Annotated in this window: 15 protein-coding genes and 1 other RNA gene; 10 read left to right on the top strand and 6 right to left on the bottom strand. The window is 36.4% G+C overall.

Annotated elements, in window-relative coordinates:
• Positions 1-5 precede the first annotated feature (5 nt).
• Entirely contained in the window at positions 6-767 is a 762-nt protein-coding gene (locus LI951_RS02060; protein WP_229441110.1) for a threonine/serine exporter family protein, read from the bottom strand.
• Between the two features lie 199 nt (positions 768-966).
• Here LI951_RS02060 and LI951_RS02055 point away from each other — a divergent pair, with 199 nt between their 5' ends.
• The 3 genes from LI951_RS02055 to LI951_RS02045 all read left to right on the top strand — a co-directional run bounded on the left by LI951_RS02055 (position 967) and on the right by LI951_RS02045 (position 3,514).
• Positions 967-1,155 (top strand): hypothetical protein, encoded by a 189-nt coding sequence (locus tag LI951_RS02055; RefSeq protein WP_202068505.1) that lies wholly within the window; start codon positions 967-969, stop codon positions 1,153-1,155.
• A gap of 179 nt (positions 1,156-1,334) precedes the next feature.
• Complete coding sequence (locus LI951_RS02050) at positions 1,335-2,054, top strand: response regulator transcription factor (protein WP_202068504.1); 720 nt, start codon at positions 1,335-1,337, stop codon at positions 2,052-2,054.
• Positions 2,051-3,514, top strand: coding sequence for a sensor histidine kinase (locus LI951_RS02045; RefSeq protein WP_229441109.1), 1,464 nt, complete (start codon positions 2,051-2,053; stop codon positions 3,512-3,514). Before LI951_RS02050 ends, LI951_RS02045 begins: the two co-directional genes overlap by 4 nt.
• 589 nt (positions 3,515-4,103) lie before the next feature.
• Here LI951_RS02045 and LI951_RS02040 read toward each other — a convergent pair.
• The 3 genes from LI951_RS02040 to LI951_RS02030 form a co-directional block, all read right to left on the bottom strand.
• Positions 4,104-4,658: a hypothetical protein gene (locus tag LI951_RS02040; protein WP_202068502.1), complete on the bottom strand. Its 555-nt coding sequence runs from the start codon at positions 4,656-4,658 to the stop codon at positions 4,104-4,106.
• A 5-nt stretch (positions 4,659-4,663) separates the two neighbouring features.
• Positions 4,664-5,362, bottom strand: a complete 699-nt coding sequence (locus LI951_RS02035; RefSeq protein ID WP_229441108.1) for a hypothetical protein — start codon at positions 5,360-5,362, stop codon at positions 4,664-4,666.
• Between the two features lie 144 nt (positions 5,363-5,506).
• Positions 5,507-7,672 carry an LTA synthase family protein gene (locus LI951_RS02030; protein WP_229441107.1) on the bottom strand — a complete coding sequence of 722 codons (2,166 nt, stop codon included), beginning with the start codon at positions 7,670-7,672 and terminating at the stop codon, positions 5,507-5,509.
• 286 nt (positions 7,673-7,958) lie between these two features.
• Between LI951_RS02030 and LI951_RS02025 the strand changes: the two genes are divergently transcribed.
• Both LI951_RS02025 and ybaK read left to right on the top strand, forming a co-directional pair.
• Positions 7,959-9,131 (top strand): class I SAM-dependent rRNA methyltransferase, encoded by a 1,173-nt coding sequence (locus tag LI951_RS02025; protein WP_229441106.1) that lies wholly within the window; start codon positions 7,959-7,961, stop codon positions 9,129-9,131.
• Between the two features lie 558 nt (positions 9,132-9,689).
• The gene (ybaK, locus tag LI951_RS02020; protein WP_229441105.1) at positions 9,690-10,190 is read left to right on the top strand and encodes a Cys-tRNA(Pro) deacylase; all 501 of its coding nucleotides are present in this window, start codon (positions 9,690-9,692) and stop codon (positions 10,188-10,190) included.
• Positions 10,191-10,250: 60 nt separating this feature from the next.
• Here ybaK and LI951_RS02015 read toward each other — a convergent pair whose 3' ends face one another.
• Entirely contained in the window at positions 10,251-10,649 is a 399-nt protein-coding gene (locus tag LI951_RS02015) for a ribonuclease HI family protein (RefSeq protein WP_229441104.1), read from the bottom strand.
• An 82-nt stretch (positions 10,650-10,731) separates the two neighbouring features.
• Between LI951_RS02015 and LI951_RS02010 the strand changes: the two genes are divergently transcribed.
• The 4 genes from LI951_RS02010 (at position 10,732) to ssrA (ending at position 12,963) form a co-directional block, all read left to right on the top strand.
• Positions 10,732-11,172, top strand: coding sequence for an EbsA family protein (locus LI951_RS02010; protein WP_202068492.1), 441 nt, complete (start codon positions 10,732-10,734; stop codon positions 11,170-11,172).
• 125 nt (positions 11,173-11,297) lie between these two features.
• Entirely contained in the window at positions 11,298-11,774 is a 477-nt protein-coding gene (locus LI951_RS02005) for a GAF domain-containing protein (RefSeq protein WP_202068491.1), read from the top strand.
• Between the two features lie 78 nt (positions 11,775-11,852).
• A complete protein-coding gene (locus LI951_RS02000) occupies positions 11,853-12,275 on the top strand; it encodes a VOC family protein (protein WP_202068490.1) in 423 nt (140 codons plus the stop codon).
• Positions 12,276-12,597: 322 nt separating this feature from the next.
• Positions 12,598-12,963, top strand: a transfer-messenger RNA (tmRNA) gene (ssrA, locus tag LI951_RS01995).
• Between the two features lie 958 nt (positions 12,964-13,921).
• Here the strand turns inward: ssrA and LI951_RS01990 are convergent.
• The gene (locus LI951_RS01990) at positions 13,922-14,689 is read right to left on the bottom strand and encodes a DeoR/GlpR family DNA-binding transcription regulator (protein WP_229441103.1); all 768 of its coding nucleotides are present in this window, start codon (positions 14,687-14,689) and stop codon (positions 13,922-13,924) included.
• 231 nt (positions 14,690-14,920) lie between these two features.
• On the opposite strand from LI951_RS01990, the gene rpiB reads away from it, so the two are divergent.
• On the top strand, positions 14,921-15,373 hold the full coding sequence (rpiB, locus tag LI951_RS01985; RefSeq protein ID WP_229441102.1) for a ribose 5-phosphate isomerase B: 453 nt from the start codon (positions 14,921-14,923) through the stop codon (positions 15,371-15,373).
• Positions 15,374-15,384 lie beyond the last annotated feature (11 nt).

The following is a 15,384-nucleotide window of genomic DNA, read 5'->3' as shown; positions in this document are numbered from 1 at the left end:
TTCTCCTATAAAAATAAAATAAAAATCATCGAAATACCAATCCCGATAGATCCCGCAACAAAGATGGCTTCAGTTGCCCGAGCCATTCCACTGATTAAATGACCGGCAAGTATATCTCTAAAGGCATTTGTAATTGCTACACCCGGAACGAGCGGCATGACTGAACCAATGATGATATGATCCATATTGACTGCTAAATTCAGCTTCACTGAAAGATAAGCTAAAAAGCCAATTAGGAAAGCGGCAATAAAATCATCAAAAAATTTCAGTTTCAAAAATTTATTGATTACGAATGATGCTGAAAATCCAGCCATACCAATAAAAAAAGTAGGAATAAAATCTTTCCAGGAACCGCCAAAAATATACATCAGTGTACAGCTGACAATTCCTGCTGACAAGATTTGCAGAGGTATAGAGAAGGTTGGAGTATTAAAGTCAATCTCGTTCAAATTTTTTTGAAGTTTCTCAATTGAAATCTTTTTTTGCTCAAATTCCCTGGACAACTGATTGACAGTAGCCACTTTCTGGAGATTAATTCTTCGCTCTCTTATATTTTCTAATTGGGTGTAAGGTAATGACTTAAAGCCCATGAAAATGCCGGTTACAGTTACATGGCTGACACTGTCCTTATATCCTGCGTTGGCGGCAATGCGTTCCATCATTTCTTCAGTTCGGTAGACTTCAGAACCATTTTCCATCATAATTCTGCCTGCAGTCAAACAGATATTGAGTATGAGCTTTATTTCTTTATCAATTTGTTTTTCCATAGTAAAGACCTCTATAAAAGTAATTTGATGCAACAAAATTAGTTTACCATTTTTTTAGGGACTATAAAATAAAAGATATAATTGTCTGCACATATTCATTAGAATTTCTTAATGAAACTGAAGAACAAATAAAATATACTTGATTTTTAACTGAATTAGTCCTATGCTTGTCGTAACAAACCAAAGGGGTCCTTTGAACATGGATAAACAGTGGTCGCTGTATTTAGGAAGCAGTTTGATTGTCGTGATTTTACTTAGGAGAGCAATTCTTCAGGAGAAGTTTTTTCTCAGTGGATTTTTAATCACTCTTTTACTGGTACAGGTGACAGGTGGTATATTATGTTATTATCAAAGTAAAAAGAAAAAGAGAATCCCGACTTCTAAATAGAAGGTTGGGGTTTTTATTTTGCTTGTTTTAAGAAAAAATGAGATGGAAGCTGTGGAAAATACTTCAAATATTGAATAAATACCAAACCTTTCTTGAAGAAAGATAGAATTTATTGGAGCGGTTGTCTTTTTAGAGTATACTAAAGGTAAATATTATTGTTGATAAAGGAATGAAGAATAATGAACGTATTAATGATAGAAGATAATGAATCAGTTTCAGAAATGATGCAAATGTTCTTTTTAAATGAAGGCTGGAAAGCAGTCTTTGAATATGATGGAAAGAAAGGTCTGGACACATTTCTTGAGCACCCGGAAAAATGGGACATGATTACACTTGATTTGAATCTGCCTACAATGGATGGGATGATGGTGTGTCGGGAAATTCGTAAAATTTCTCAGACGGTTCCGATTATTATGCTGACAGCAAGAGATTCAGAAAGTGATCAGGTAATTGGTTTGGAAATGGGAGCCGATGATTACGTAACGAAGCCTTTCAGCCCATTGACTCTAATTGCAAGAATAAAGGCTCTTCATCGACGTTCTGAAATTGTTGAGCATGTGGCTGGGGATGAAGAATCTGATGAATCGTTCGATGTTATGACACAACATTTCAAAATGAATACAAAGACGAGAGAGGCTTATTTGGATGATCAGCTGATCGAAGGTTTGACACCTAAAGAATTTGATCTGCTCTATACACTGGCTAAAAAGCCGAGGCAGGTCTTTTCAAGAGAACAGCTGTTGGAAATGGTTTGGGATTATCAATACTTTGGTGATGAGCGAACTGTGGATGCTCATATCAAAAAACTGAGACAAAAAATTGAAAAGGTAGGTCCTCAGGTTATTCAAACAGTTTGGGGAGTAGGGTATAAATTTGATGATTCTGGGGTAGCTTCATGAAATACCTGTATCAGCAGCTTTTGGCTTTTGGGGGCCTGATTCTCTTAATCATAGTTATTGTTGGAACGTCATTTACACAGATGACGAAAAAAACAATGCAGGATGCAAATTATGATCAGCTTTTCAGGTATGCGGAAGCCGCACTTAAAGCTAAGGATTCGTTCAGTCCAGCACTTTTTACAGAAACTGAGCGGGTAAATTTGGCTTTTCAATTTACTGAAAATACATTTGAAACTCAAAACCTTCAGTTTGTATACCTGGATACTAATATGAATAGAATATTTCCGGAGCAGCTTGAAAAGCCTTTGGAAATTAAAATTTCGGATGCTGAGCTGGAGAGGATGGCTAAAGGTGAAACGGTTTACAAAACAATTGACAAAGATATTTATGGAAATAAAAATGCAACCTCATATGTGATTACACCAGTAACTTATAGTTATGGCGGTAATGAGCAGAGCAATTTGGCCGGTTATTTAATGGTCACTCAGCCTGCAAAAAACGTTACGGACAGTGTAAATGAAGTAACGTCCAATTTATCCAAGGGCTTTATTATCTCAAGTGTGGTTGCTGTCATAGTGAGTTATGGGTTTGCGGCCTTTCAGGTGCAGCGGATTAATCGTATGAGAAAAGCTACCCGTGAGATTACTAATGGTAATTTTGATATTAAGCTCCCTGTCCATGATAAGGATGAGTTTGATGATTTGGCTGAGGATTTTAATAAGATGGCTGAATCGTTGGCATATTCACAGGAAGAAATTGAACGGCAGGAAGAACGGCGAAGACAATTTATGGCAGATGCTTCCCACGAAATGAGAACTCCGTTAACGACTATCAACGGACTTCTGGAGGGCTTGGAATACAACGCCATACCGGAAGATCAAAAAGAAAATGCGATTAAGCTAATGCAGAATGAAACGGCACGACTTATTCGACTAGTTAATGAAAATCTTGATTACGAAAAAATAAGGACAGACCAGATTAGTATTGTCGTCAAAAAATTTAATGCAACAGAAACATTAAAAAATATTCTTACTCAGTTGCAGGGGAAGGCTGAAGCAGCAGGAGATACGCTGTATTTGGATGCAGAGGAATCTGTTGATGTTTATGCTGACTATGATCGCTTTACTCAGGTTATTGTGAATATTGTTCAGAATGCCATTCAGTTTACAACGGATGGAGAAATACATGTGAGTCTGGAAAAAGGATATCTGGAAACAATCGTAAAAATCTCAGATACTGGAATAGGAATGACAGAAGAGCAGTTGAAAAATATCTGGGATCGCTACTACAAAGCTGATCCATCCAGAAAGAATACGAAATATGGAGAGTCCGGATTAGGATTGCCGATTGTACAGCAGCTGGTTCGTCTTCATAAAGGAAAGATTGCCGTTGAAAGTGAAATTGGCAAAGGAACAACCTTTACCGTAACCTTCCCGGATATTGAAGTGGAAAAAGCTTAAAAAGCTAGTAGTCTGACCACATTATAAATTATAATAAAAGATAGTCTATAAATGATATTCAATGATAGAAAATTTCAGCTTGTATACTTCAATGACAAGAACGAGCAGCTGTTAGTCCCGTTTGTGCAGGAATAGTTATGCAAAGCTATGATGGGAATAAATTCGTCAAAATTATTCTATATACGAAGAGATAGCTGTATGCAGATGACAAGCTTTGAAGGTGTAAACATTCAAGATTTAAACGGAGTCTGCCTCTCTTGATCCAGTAAAATGCTAGACGAATGATGATCTTCGAATGTGAAACATTCATTCCATAATTGGAGCAGTTGTTCATTTATATTGGCACATGTCTAATAGTCTGGTGTATAACTTGCTGCGCTTGTCGCAGCTTAAGGTCATACAAGAACTTGCGCCTGTGCTTCTTCAGATGCTCGCTGCATACCCAGTAGTCTCATATGTAATACTACTGGATATGCTCCACGTTTCTTGGATTAGAAGCATATCTTGTTTTTAACGTGTAATACACTAGCTGGAAGTACACAAAAAGTTCTGAGTCAAAAACTCAGAACTTTTTTTAAACCTTATATAATTAGCTGATTTTCTTATCAACGTAAGGACTGTTAACAATTTTTTCATCAGCGGTAACTAGCCAGATTGAAATATTTGCTTTCTTTGTCAGAACTTTGAGAAGGGGAAGAAGGAGCTGCGTTTGGAATACTGTCAGTTTTGAAAAATCGTTGAGGAGGATGATTTTTTCTTTTCCTGATAAGATCATCTGCAGCAGCTGCAGTTTAACTTGATCAAGGAGAGAAAGCTCATCGAATTTTTCTAAAAAGGTAGACATTGAGAAATCGAATATTGAGAGCCATTCTCTGAGAACGGCTTTATGATCACTAAATTTGATTGAGCTGCAGAAAAAAAGATTTTCTGTAATTGAAAGATGGGGGAAAAAAGCTGCTTCATCCACAATGAGTCCCATCTGCTTACTATGCTTTTGGAGGACTGCTTCAATGAAATGAGGTCGTTCTTTTTCTATGTTCTCTTTTTCTTTAAAGAAAGCATAGACACTATGATTCGTTGAATCTGAATCATCAATCTGTGAAATTATATAATTGTAATCTGTGGTAGAGGCTGCATGAATCATTTAAATCACTTCCCAAAAAAATTTTTATTTCGATAAATACCCCAGTTAGTGAAGATGATGGAACAGCTTACTGTAATTAATAAGAGAATAAGGCTGTTCTGGATAAGTCGTTCACCAATTTTATTAAATGAAAGTGTCTGCGTTCCCATTGATATCACTTCGGCAGTCTGATTTGTGTCCAAACTGCTGGAGGGGACAGACTCTGTGATTGTGGCATGAATGCCCAGGCGAAAATCTTCACGTTCAAGTAAAGAATGAATCTTCAGTAAAACAGCTTCGTATGTATTTTGAAAAATAATCAGCAGCAAACTGACAAGAATTAATGAACTGAAAAGTAAAAGAATGATTTCCAGCAAAACCTGCATCATAATATAGATTTCCGAAAATCCAAGTAAACGCCATTTCTTTATTGTAGACTGGCGGCTGGTAACCCCAAAATAGGAAGCTGTGATAAGGGCTGCTAAATATACAAAAATAACACCTATATAGCCGTACAGATAAAATGAATTCCAGCTTTGATAGGAGGTGATTGTAGCTTGATCAGGAGAAAAAAGGATTAGCCGATCAATTCCCAGCTTATTGATATCAATTAGATTGAGTAATATATTTGCTGTGAGTAAAAAAACAGAAAAGACTATGATGGAAAGTACAGTAGATTTTCTGTAGTAAAGTAAATCTGCAAAAGCATAACGAATGCTTTTCAAAAGTCATCACCTCTTTAAATGCTTATATTTAAAATTATAGAAAAAGAATATGAATTAATCATGAAGAACTAACAAAAAAGCTGGAACAATTTAAAAGCGTTCCGTAATTTTTCATCACGAAACGCTTTAATAATATAAGCTTGTTTATTGCTGATTGCTATATCCCTGATACGTATCAGTAATATATTCATCGACAGTAGATTTCCCGTCATTTTTACTGAAGGCACTTGTTGACTCGTCGTCTTTTTCTTTCTCGATTTTTACGATCTGTTCCAATTGGCCTTTGTAGTTGTAGGATGTAGGATCAACTGTTTTAAGTCCACTCTTCGTATAGAACCGTAGAAGATCACCTGAGTTAATTTGATCTGACATGCTAAGCTGTGTATTCGCAGCTTCCTTCATTGCTTCTGCTTCCTGCTGCACCTCTTCTGATGGCTCTACAAGCAACCTGCCTGTTGCTGTTTCATAAATGTTTGAACCAAGCATTGTATATTTGGAAGAAACATAATTGCCGTTTCTAAAGGCAACAATCTGATCATGATCAGAAGAGAAAAGGTCTTGTCCAAGCAGAATATAATTCTCTGTATCTACTCCCAACAAATGGAGCAGAGTAGGTAAAGCATCCACTTGCCCACCATACGTAGTGTTAATCCCTCCATCTTCTTGTCCAGGTATGTGAATCATATAAGGAACACGCTGCAGTTGAGCATTGTCGAAGTCATTCCATAAAGATTTTGATTTACCCAACAGTTCTGCCAAATCCTTCGTTCTTGAAGAAGAGATTCCGTAGTGATCTCCATATAGTACGATTACAGAGTTTTCATATAAACCGGAAGCTTTCAGATAATTAAAGAACTCTTCAACTGATTTGTCCAGATAGTTTGCTGTAGCAAAATATCCGTTAATTGTTTCGTCAGGCGTGTCCGCAAGTGGGAAGCCTGCTTCGTCATCTGTAAACTGTGAATAAGGATAGTGATTTGAAACAGCCAGGAATTTTGTATAGAAAGGCTGTTGCAGATGTTCCAGATATTGAACAGACTGCTCAAAGAAGGGTTTGTCATGCAATCCGTACTGGAACGAATTTTCATCGGTTACATCATAATAATTGGCATCAAAAAAGTAATCGTACCCTAAATGCTTATAGGTTTCATTTCTGTTCCAGAAGTTACCGGCATTTCCGTGGAAGACGGCGCTGGTATAGCCCTGTGTTTGATCAAGAATGGCTGGAGCTGCTTCAAATGTGTTTTTCCCGCCAATTTGAGTAAACATTGAACCCTGACTCAAACCGAATAATGAATTTTCAAATAAGGTTTCAGCATCACTTGTTTTTCCCTGCCCTACTTGGTGGAAAAAGTTTTCAAAGCTAAAGGTACTGTTGCTGTGATACAGGCTGTTTAAAAATGGCGTCACTTCATGTTCAACACCATTCTCATCTTTTAATTTATAATCAATGATAAATTGCTGCAGACTCTCCAAATGGATATAGATCACATTTTTACCTTTGGCAATTCCAAAGGTTTCGTCGTTAGGAGCGGCATAGTGGTCATTCACATATTCTTCAACAGCAACCATATCACTGTCGCTGGCTTCTGCTCGAACCTGATTGGTCTGGTAGGTTTTTACTCCGTCATAAACGGTAAAAGCATTTAATCCTAAAAATTTCACGATATAGTCACGAGAGAACTCTCTCCCTAAAAGTTGAGGACGCTCTGTCTCGGCAAGAAACAGATTGAACAGGAAGAAGGCAGCGGATAACAGACTGATTGAAACGGCGACTCGTGCTCGAACCGGTCGGTCTTCCATTTTGATCTTTTTAGTAAGAAGAAGTCCACCGACAATGATAAAGTCAATCCAGTAGAAAATATCGTAAGCTCTGAATAGCCGAAGGGCACTTTCTCCAAGACCACTAGCAACTTTTCCGGCACCAAGCATTGTGTTAACTGTAATAAAGTCAGTAAACTCTCTGTAATAAACTAGGTTAGAGAATAAGAGCAAGGTCATCAGGAAATAAATGACCATCATTGTGATATAGGCACGCCTTGTTTTACGTACATATAGAGCGACTGCCAATAGGAAAAATGTAGTGGCAATTGGATTTATTACTAAAATGATCCACTCGTTGAAGTTTTCCAGTCTTAAATGAAAATCTGTTGTGTAAGCCAAAAGGTTCTTGAACCATAAAAGAACCCCCACTGTGGTAAAAAGACCCAGACGCGTATTTAAAAAGTGCGGTAATCTAAAATTTTTCCAGCCTGATAAACGACCGGATGCTTTTTTTTCTGTGTTTAATTGGTTATTTTTCGTTAACATAATAATTCCTTTCCAACATTAAGTTCGAAAAAAACACTGAACATGTTTTCATGAAAATAGTTGTTTGCATACAGATAATTTTACCTTTTTCGCTGTTTACTGTCAATTATCCGTATAAGTATTTGCTTGTTTTGTCCGTATTTTTGTGAAACTTTAATAATCTGGGTGAATAAAGACATATGCTTCTTTTTTTGCTATACTTTTTTATGCAAAGCTGTTCTCATTTCTATGACTGATTATTTGAAGGATACGGCTAATTACTTTGGAAAGAACCAGGTGAAAATAAATGAAAATACAAGTGACAAAACAGGCAGTCAGTAAATTGATGAAAGGCTGTCCTCTGATACAGGAAGAGGATCTTCTCCACCCATTGGAGCAGTTCCCAAAAGAATGGGTCACATTTACAGATTCTTCAAACCGATTTATCGCTTACGGGTATTTGGCAAATCAGAACAAAGGAATTGGCTGGCTGTTAAGCTGGAAAAATGAATTGACTGCTTCTTTTTTTGATAAACTTTTTCTCAAAGCCAAGGAAGCACGCAGCTTTTATTTTAATGATGATAATACAACTGCTTTTCGTTTGTTTAACGGAGAAGGAGATGGGTTAGGCGGCTTGACTGTTGACTGTTATAACGAATTTGCAGTTTTTTCATGGTATAATGATACAATTTATGCCAACCGGGAAATGATTATTGCCAGTTTTCGTAAAGTTTTTAAAAATATTGAAGGAGCCTATGAGAAAATTCGTTTTTCGTCTGACCAGCTGCCGGAATCTCAGAAAATGTTTGGCAAGAATGCTTCAGAACCACTTATAATAGTAGAAAATGGCGTTTCATATGCTGTCTATCTTAACGAGGGGCTGATGACCGGTATTTTCCTTGATCAGAAGGACGTGCGAAGTGAACTGATTAACGGTTATGCTGCAGGCAAACGAGTATTAAATATGTTCAGCTATACCGGGGCATTCTCGGTTGCTGCAGCAATGGGAGGAGCAGCTGAAACGACCAGTGTTGATTTGGCAAAAAGAAGCTCGCCTAAAACAGCTGAGCAATTTGCTGTCAATCAGTTTCCGCTGGATCATCAGAAGATTGTTGTGATGGATGTTTTTGAATACTTCAACTATGCGAAAAGAAAAGCTTTCACATTTGATTGCATTATTCTGGACCCTCCAAGTTTTGCAAGAAATAAAAAGAAAGTATTTACAGTTGCCAAAAATTATGGCGACTTGGTAAAGCAGTCCGTTGATATCCTTTCAAATAAAGGAAGTCTTATCGCTTCAACAAATGCGGCAAATATATCTCTGAAACGATTTAAAAAGATGGTGGAGGAAGCACTCTGTGATAAGAATGTCCGCTATAAAATAGAAGAAATTTATCAGCTCCCAGCAGATTTTAAAGTAAATCCTGATTTTTCCGAGGGGAACTATTTAAAGGTTCTATTATTGAGAATAGAAAAGTAAAAGAGAAAAATTAAGGGACAAAGACCACAGGGATACATACACTGAAGGGGCATCTCAACTTAGGAATTTCTGTTATAGAAGCAATGACAGCTTGTTGTAGTGCATATAAGCTAAATTAATCTAGGGTGTGTCTGAAAATTCAAGCGGCGAATAGTTTGATGATTTTTATCGAACTCCTCATCATAAATACTCGGGACTGTGACATAAGTATATCTGAGATCCCTAAAACCGAATAAACGGTGTTCCAAAGCCCCTCCATGCTTCGAGGATCGGAACGAAGTCCTTCAATTCTTAATGGCTCTGACATTTAGAAATTGATGAGATCGAAACGAAGTGTAGTGAGAACCTTAGACGCAGAAAAACGGATACAGCGTAATGTTTTGTCTCGAGAATCGTTAGACTCGTAGAGACAGCAGTTCTGGAAATAAGTCGAACTATACTGAAAAATTTGAATGCTACTAACTTTTCAGACACGTCCTAATTATTTGGTAAAAAACAGGAGTTGAATTGTTGCCTGTTTTTTATTTCTGTTAAACTTTATCTGCGAGGTGGAGAGTAATGGCAAAGAAACAAAAAAAACACAAGACAAATGCAATGAGAATTTTGGAGCAAAAAAAGATATCCTATAAAGAGTACGAATTTCCATGGAGTGAAACCCATCTGGGAACAGATAGTGTTTCAGCTTTAATTGGAGTCAATGAAGACAGAATTTTTAAAACGCTCGTAGCTGTAGGGAATAAAACGGGTCCGATTGTTGCAGTTATTCCGGGAAACAAAGAGTTGGATCTGAAAAAGCTGGCAAAGGCGAGTCATAACAAGAAGGTAGAAATGCTTCTTTTACGAAATTTGGAAGAGACAACGGGCTATATTCGTGGAGGCTGTTCCCCAATTGGAATGAAAAAGCTATTTCCCACTTACTTTGCTGTGGAAGCAGGAATGTATTCAGAGATCATTGTTTCTGCCGGTCAAAGGGGACTTCAGTTTGAGCTGTCACCAAGAGATATTATTGAGGTAACAAATGCTGAAGTGTCGGATATTACTCTGTTATCGGAAACCTGAAAAAAACGGATGTAATAGACTGTAAAGAAGGAATACTGTTCCAAATTTAAACAAAATAGATTATTTCATTACTTTTTGTAATGCCTGTTTGGCTAAATTGTCTGCACCTTTATTTTTGTTTTCCGGAATCCATTGAATGATTAAAAGAGTAAACTGCTGCTCCAGTTCCTGAAATTTTTTTAAATAGGGCTGAAAATCAGAATTTCCTGTATATTTTTTTTCGATGGTTTGAACAACTATTTTACTGTCTGAATGCAGTAGAATTGTAGTCTGAGTGTAGTGATGCTCAATCAGCCACTCTATGGCAAGAATTAACATTCTGAATTCCGCTTCATGATTGGAGCATTCGCCTAATGGAAAATGCAGTTGTTCATGGATTCCTTCACCAGTGACAACCATTCCGCCGCCGCTTGGGCCCGGATTTCCTTTTGTTGCAGCATCGACATAAATTCGTAACATAAATATCTCCTTATAATTTTCAGATTAGCAGCTAAATGTGATACTATTATAGCATATGAATTTTTAGATAAGGGGTCAGCGTATGAAGCAAAAAAAATATTTTTGGCAGCCGGAGCTGTCAATGACCATTATCTATTGGTCCTGTACTTTTGCAATATTGTTTATGAGCCTGATTTTGTCATTAGAGAATACAAAACCCTATTTGGTTAGTAATATAGTCATGGTCGTTTTCTTTATATTTGTTTTTTTAGGGATCAAGCGTTATTTTAAGTTAACAGAGAAGAGTATAATGATCCAGTATTTACTACCATTTTATAAAAAAGAACTTTCGTTTGAAGAGATTTCTACAATTAAAGTAGGCATAAAAAGTATTGAAATAAATTCCACTAGATTGTCTTCAAAGCCGAAGCTTTTCATTATGACAAAGAAACAAAAAGAACAGCTGATAGAAGTATTAAAAGAAGAAAGAGCATTTCAAGATAAAATTATTTATGATGATCAGTTAAAATTGGGTGAACAATAGATAACCATTGGAGAAACGAACTGTAAACGGGTAAAGTTTATAGTTCGTTTCTGTTTAATTAACTTTCCATTTACAAAAAAATAAGCTAAGATAAAAAGGAACTTTTAAAAAAGGGAGTTGTACCTATGTGGAAAAGTGAGCTGCAAAAGAAAGAAAGTTATGAGTTGATGCTCCAGCAATTAAGCGGACTTACCGAAATTGAGCATAATAGTATAGCAAACTTGGCAAATTCCTCTGCTTTACTGGGAGAGACATTGCCGGAAACTGTTTTTGCAGGATATTATTTATTTGATGGGACTGAATTGATTCTTGGTCCCTTTCAGGGAAGAGTCTCCTGTACCAGAATAAAAATGGGAAAGGGCGTCTGCGGTGAAGCTGCTGAAACCCGTGAAACACTGATTGTTGAAGATGTAAAGAAGCACGGAAATTATATTTCCTGCGACTCGGCTGCTCAATCAGAAATTGTGGTCCCAATGGTTAAAGAGGGGATGCTTATTGGTGTGCTTGATATTGATAGTGGTGTGACCTCAGCGTATGACCGAATAGATCAGGAATATCTGGAAAGATTTGTTCAAGTGCTAATAGAGCATACAGAATTTTAGAAAAACAGAAGCATTGTCTTCGCACAGTAAACTCATTTATGAGATAATTCAGAAAAGTGGATAGGAGATAGTAAACTGATGGAAATCTATTTGAATTTCAAAACAGAAGCAGCAGAGGTCATTAAATTTTACGAAAAAGTTTTTGATACAAGTACAACCAGTATCATGACTTTTGGTGAAATGCCGGAAGATCCTGAACACCCAGTAGCTGAAGAAGCGAAAGATCTGATTTTAAATGCAAGTATGATTATTGAAGGAACTTATGTCATGTTTTCTGATGTTCCTGAAGGGATGGGTCTTCCTTTAGTTGTAGGGAATAATGTTTCGCTGGTTGTCAGTACGGATGATGAGGATAAAATTGAACGGGAATTTAACCTTTTGGCAGAAGGTGGAAATGTGACAATGCCTCTTGGACCAACATTTTGGACAAAGAAGTATGGCATGGTAACAGATAAATTCGGTATTAACTGGATGTTCTCTTATTATAAAGAAGATGTTTAACTCTGGAGCCAAATGAATCAACTCAATAGAAGACAGAACAGGGGAATGGACAATTTTTTCCTGGGATGTAAGGGAAAGATTGTTTACTTGGGGATGGAAAGATAGTTGAAATTTTGATACTGAGATCTGGATTGCTATCCAGATTTCAGTAATGTTTAATTTTATAGCTGGATTATAAAAAAATCTGATTTGGAAGCTGTTTTTCTTATTTTTCAATTGAAGTATGGATGTTCTTTAATTCAATAGAAATGGATTAGAAAATGGGAGTAATTTCTTTATTTGAAAGAGAAAATCTGTTATACTATGAGGGTAGCATTCATCTGGGGGCGTTACGGATTCGACAGGCATAGTTGAGCTTGAATTGCGTTTCGTAGGTTACGTCTACGTAAAAACGTTACAGTTAAATATAACTGCTAAAAACGAAAACAATACTTTCGCTCTAGCTGCGTAAAACCAGCGGGTGAAGATCCTCCCGGCATCGCCCATGTGCTCGGGTAAGGGTCTCAAATTAAGTGGGATACGCTGAATTTTTCCGTCTGTAAAATTTAGAGGAGATCATCAGACTAGTGAAAGCTTGGGCCAGTTGTGCGGCATGAGCTTTAGCGAAATCTAAATAGTACAACTATGAGCGTAGATATTTAAGTGGCAATATGTTTGGACGCGGGTTCGACTCCCGCCGTCTCCATAGAGTTTTAATAAAATAGAGCTAGAAACGTTGATTTGTTAGGGTTTATCAATTGTTTCTAGCTCTTTTTATTCGGACTAAATGCCATATTAAATGCCATTTAATTTAAATTCCAGTGTAACTGGCAAACAAGGCAGCAGTTCTTTCTTTTCGTTCTTTGGTCATATGAGCATAGATGTTTATTGTAGTTTAAATGTCCTGAACAATTTTGAATTTCCTTGATTGAAGCGTTGGCTTCAATCAGTGAGAGCGCCTAAAACCATGAGTTATGATTTTCTTAAGCTTATTTTTTTGCATATGCGATCTAAATATTTCTTTGTAACAGCAGGCTGCAAAAATTCATTTTCAGAATTAGAGAAAAGCAGCTGATTTTTATTTATCATATTAATGCCAAAAAATAAATACTGCTTCTTTGTGTTTTACGCCATTCTTTTAGTATTCCAAGTGGGTTTTATCGTCAACATGAATAAATCGCTTTAGATTACTTGTTTTTGGCGTTTGAATGATAAGTTTTGACTCTTCACCACGAGTTAGAGTTTTGTTCATTCGGATGATTTGTTTTTCAAAATTTATATCTTTCCATATTAAAGCTAAAGCTTCGACTTTTTTCATTCCGATAAAAGCTGACACTCTAAATAAAGTGTACATTTTCGGGTTATTTTTTCTAAATATGAGAAAAAGAAGGAAAGTTCTTTTTAGAATAATAAATCGCCTCTTTTTCATTACTATTATTTTTAGCTATCGGCAGTGTAATGAGTTTAGTTGGATTGTTGGCTATATCAAGTTAATCTGAATACTATAATCAAACACTATGTCGGCATAATTTAAGACTATTTTAGAACATTTTAATTTCTTAGCCCATAAGTTTATCACTTCTTGACAATGTGTAGTATTAACTTCCTCTCTCCCTGTTTCTCTAAAATGGGGAGTTTTTTCAATAGTTATCTTTTTGGTAACCCCTTCATTCTAAAAAGTTTACCTCTGAACTATACTGTTCACGCACTTCTCTAGCCAGCTGCGAATCAGTGATCAAGGCAGTCAATTGATCCAATGCAGCAAAAGTAGCAATTGATTTTTTTTCAAATTTACTGCTGTCAACCAAGGCAATTGTTTGCGAAGCAAATTCAACCATTCGTTTTTTCAGTTCGACTTCGTAAAGATTAAAATCGGAAAGTCCGCCTGTTGTTGAAATTGCGTAAGAAGAAGTGAAAAGTGTATCAATATTTACCTTTCTTAATATCTCAATGCCCAACACACCTTCTACTGCATTAGAGGTTCCTTTTACGACGCCACCAATCAAAATTACAGTCAAGTTCAAATTTTCCTTGAGTAAAGAAGCCGTGCGTAACCCATTTGTTAGAACAGTAATTCTTAAATCGGATTGACTAATGAGTTTAGCTAATTCATAACAAGTGGAACTAGCATCCAAAATAATACATTCGCCGGTTTTGATTAGCTGAAAAGCAATCTTTGCAATTTCAGCTTTTTTTTCAATGTTTTTTTGTTTTCGAATATCATAGTTTTTATCAACCTTTATCACTTCGTCTTCTTTCGTACAAACGGCACCGCCGTGCGTTCGAACCAACATATTGTTCATATCGAGATAATTCAAGTCAGATCGAATCGTTGCTTTTGATACGTTAAAAACCTCTGTTAGTTCATTTACAGAGACAGATCCCGTTTCTTGAAGTATAGATAATATTTTATTTCTTCGCTCACTTGTATACATAAAAATTCCTCCGAATTCTCTCTATTCTCCATAAATTATAAACAATATCTTTAAACCATACAACTTTTTCCTTTCGTTTTGTCTTGTGATGTAGATAATAAATTAGAATGATTACTAACTGAAGTGAATTTTTGTTAAATCGAAAACAATCGAAAATAAACGAAATTAAATGTTGACAAAGCGAAATCTCGATATTATTATTAGGGTATAAAAAGAAAGGAAGTGATGGAAATGAAAATTGGAATTGGCTCAGACCATAATGCGTTTGAGATGAAACGGCAATTGCAATCATATATTCAATCAAAAGGAGTTGAAGTGATTGATTACGGCTGTTTTTCTGCTGAAGAGGTTGATTATCCAGATATTGCTTTTCACGTGGCGAATGCTGTACTGGAGCAAGAAATTGAACGCGGGATTCTGTGCTGCGGTACTGGGATAGGAATGGCAATGGCAGCAAATAAAATTCCAGGTGTTCGTGCAGCACAGGTACATGATACGTATTCAGCAGAGCGAGCACAATTAAGCAATAACGCACAAATTATCACATTAGGCTCCAAAGTTATTGGTATAGATGTAGCGAAGAAAATCGTTGACGAATATTTATCAGTTCAATTTGAAGGGGGCAATAGCGAAAGAAAAATTAATCAAATTATGGAAAAAGAAGCAGAATTTATAAAAAAATAGTAAAGGAGAAT

Source organism: Enterococcus sp. BWT-B8 (genome assembly GCF_020567625.1).
Taxonomy (GTDB): domain Bacteria; phylum Bacillota; class Bacilli; order Lactobacillales; family Enterococcaceae; genus Enterococcus_L.
Note: the sequence above shows the minus strand (reverse complement) of the source record. Positions and strands in the feature narration are given on the sequence as shown.

Bases quoted from the DNA above. Each gene is read 5' to 3' on its own strand.
- LI951_RS02060 (WP_229441110.1), bottom strand. From the start codon at position 767: ATGGAAAAACAAATTGATAAAGAAATAAAGCTCATACTCAATATCTGT.
- LI951_RS02055 (WP_202068505.1), top strand. From the start codon at position 967: ATGGATAAACAGTGGTCGCTGTATTTAGGAAGCAGTTTGATTGTCGTG.
- LI951_RS02050 (WP_202068504.1), top strand. From the start codon at position 1,335: ATGAACGTATTAATGATAGAAGATAATGAATCAGTTTCAGAAATGATG.
- LI951_RS02045 (WP_229441109.1), top strand. From the start codon at position 2,051: ATGAAATACCTGTATCAGCAGCTTTTGGCTTTTGGGGGCCTGATTCTC.
- LI951_RS02040 (WP_202068502.1), bottom strand. From the start codon at position 4,658: ATGATTCATGCAGCCTCTACCACAGATTACAATTATATAATTTCACAG.
- LI951_RS02030 (WP_229441107.1), bottom strand. From the start codon at position 7,672: ATGTTAACGAAAAATAACCAATTAAACACAGAAAAAAAAGCATCCGGT.
- LI951_RS02025 (WP_229441106.1), top strand. From the start codon at position 7,959: ATGAAAATACAAGTGACAAAACAGGCAGTCAGTAAATTGATGAAAGGC.
- ybaK (WP_229441105.1), top strand. From the start codon at position 9,690: ATGGCAAAGAAACAAAAAAAACACAAGACAAATGCAATGAGAATTTTG.
- LI951_RS02015 (WP_229441104.1), bottom strand. From the start codon at position 10,649: ATGTTACGAATTTATGTCGATGCTGCAACAAAAGGAAATCCGGGCCCA.
- LI951_RS02010 (WP_202068492.1), top strand. From the start codon at position 10,732: ATGAAGCAAAAAAAATATTTTTGGCAGCCGGAGCTGTCAATGACCATT.
- LI951_RS02005 (WP_202068491.1), top strand. From the start codon at position 11,298: ATGTGGAAAAGTGAGCTGCAAAAGAAAGAAAGTTATGAGTTGATGCTC.
- LI951_RS02000 (WP_202068490.1), top strand. From the start codon at position 11,853: ATGGAAATCTATTTGAATTTCAAAACAGAAGCAGCAGAGGTCATTAAA.
- LI951_RS01990 (WP_229441103.1), bottom strand. From the start codon at position 14,689: ATGTATACAAGTGAGCGAAGAAATAAAATATTATCTATACTTCAAGAA.
- rpiB (WP_229441102.1), top strand. From the start codon at position 14,921: ATGAAAATTGGAATTGGCTCAGACCATAATGCGTTTGAGATGAAACGG.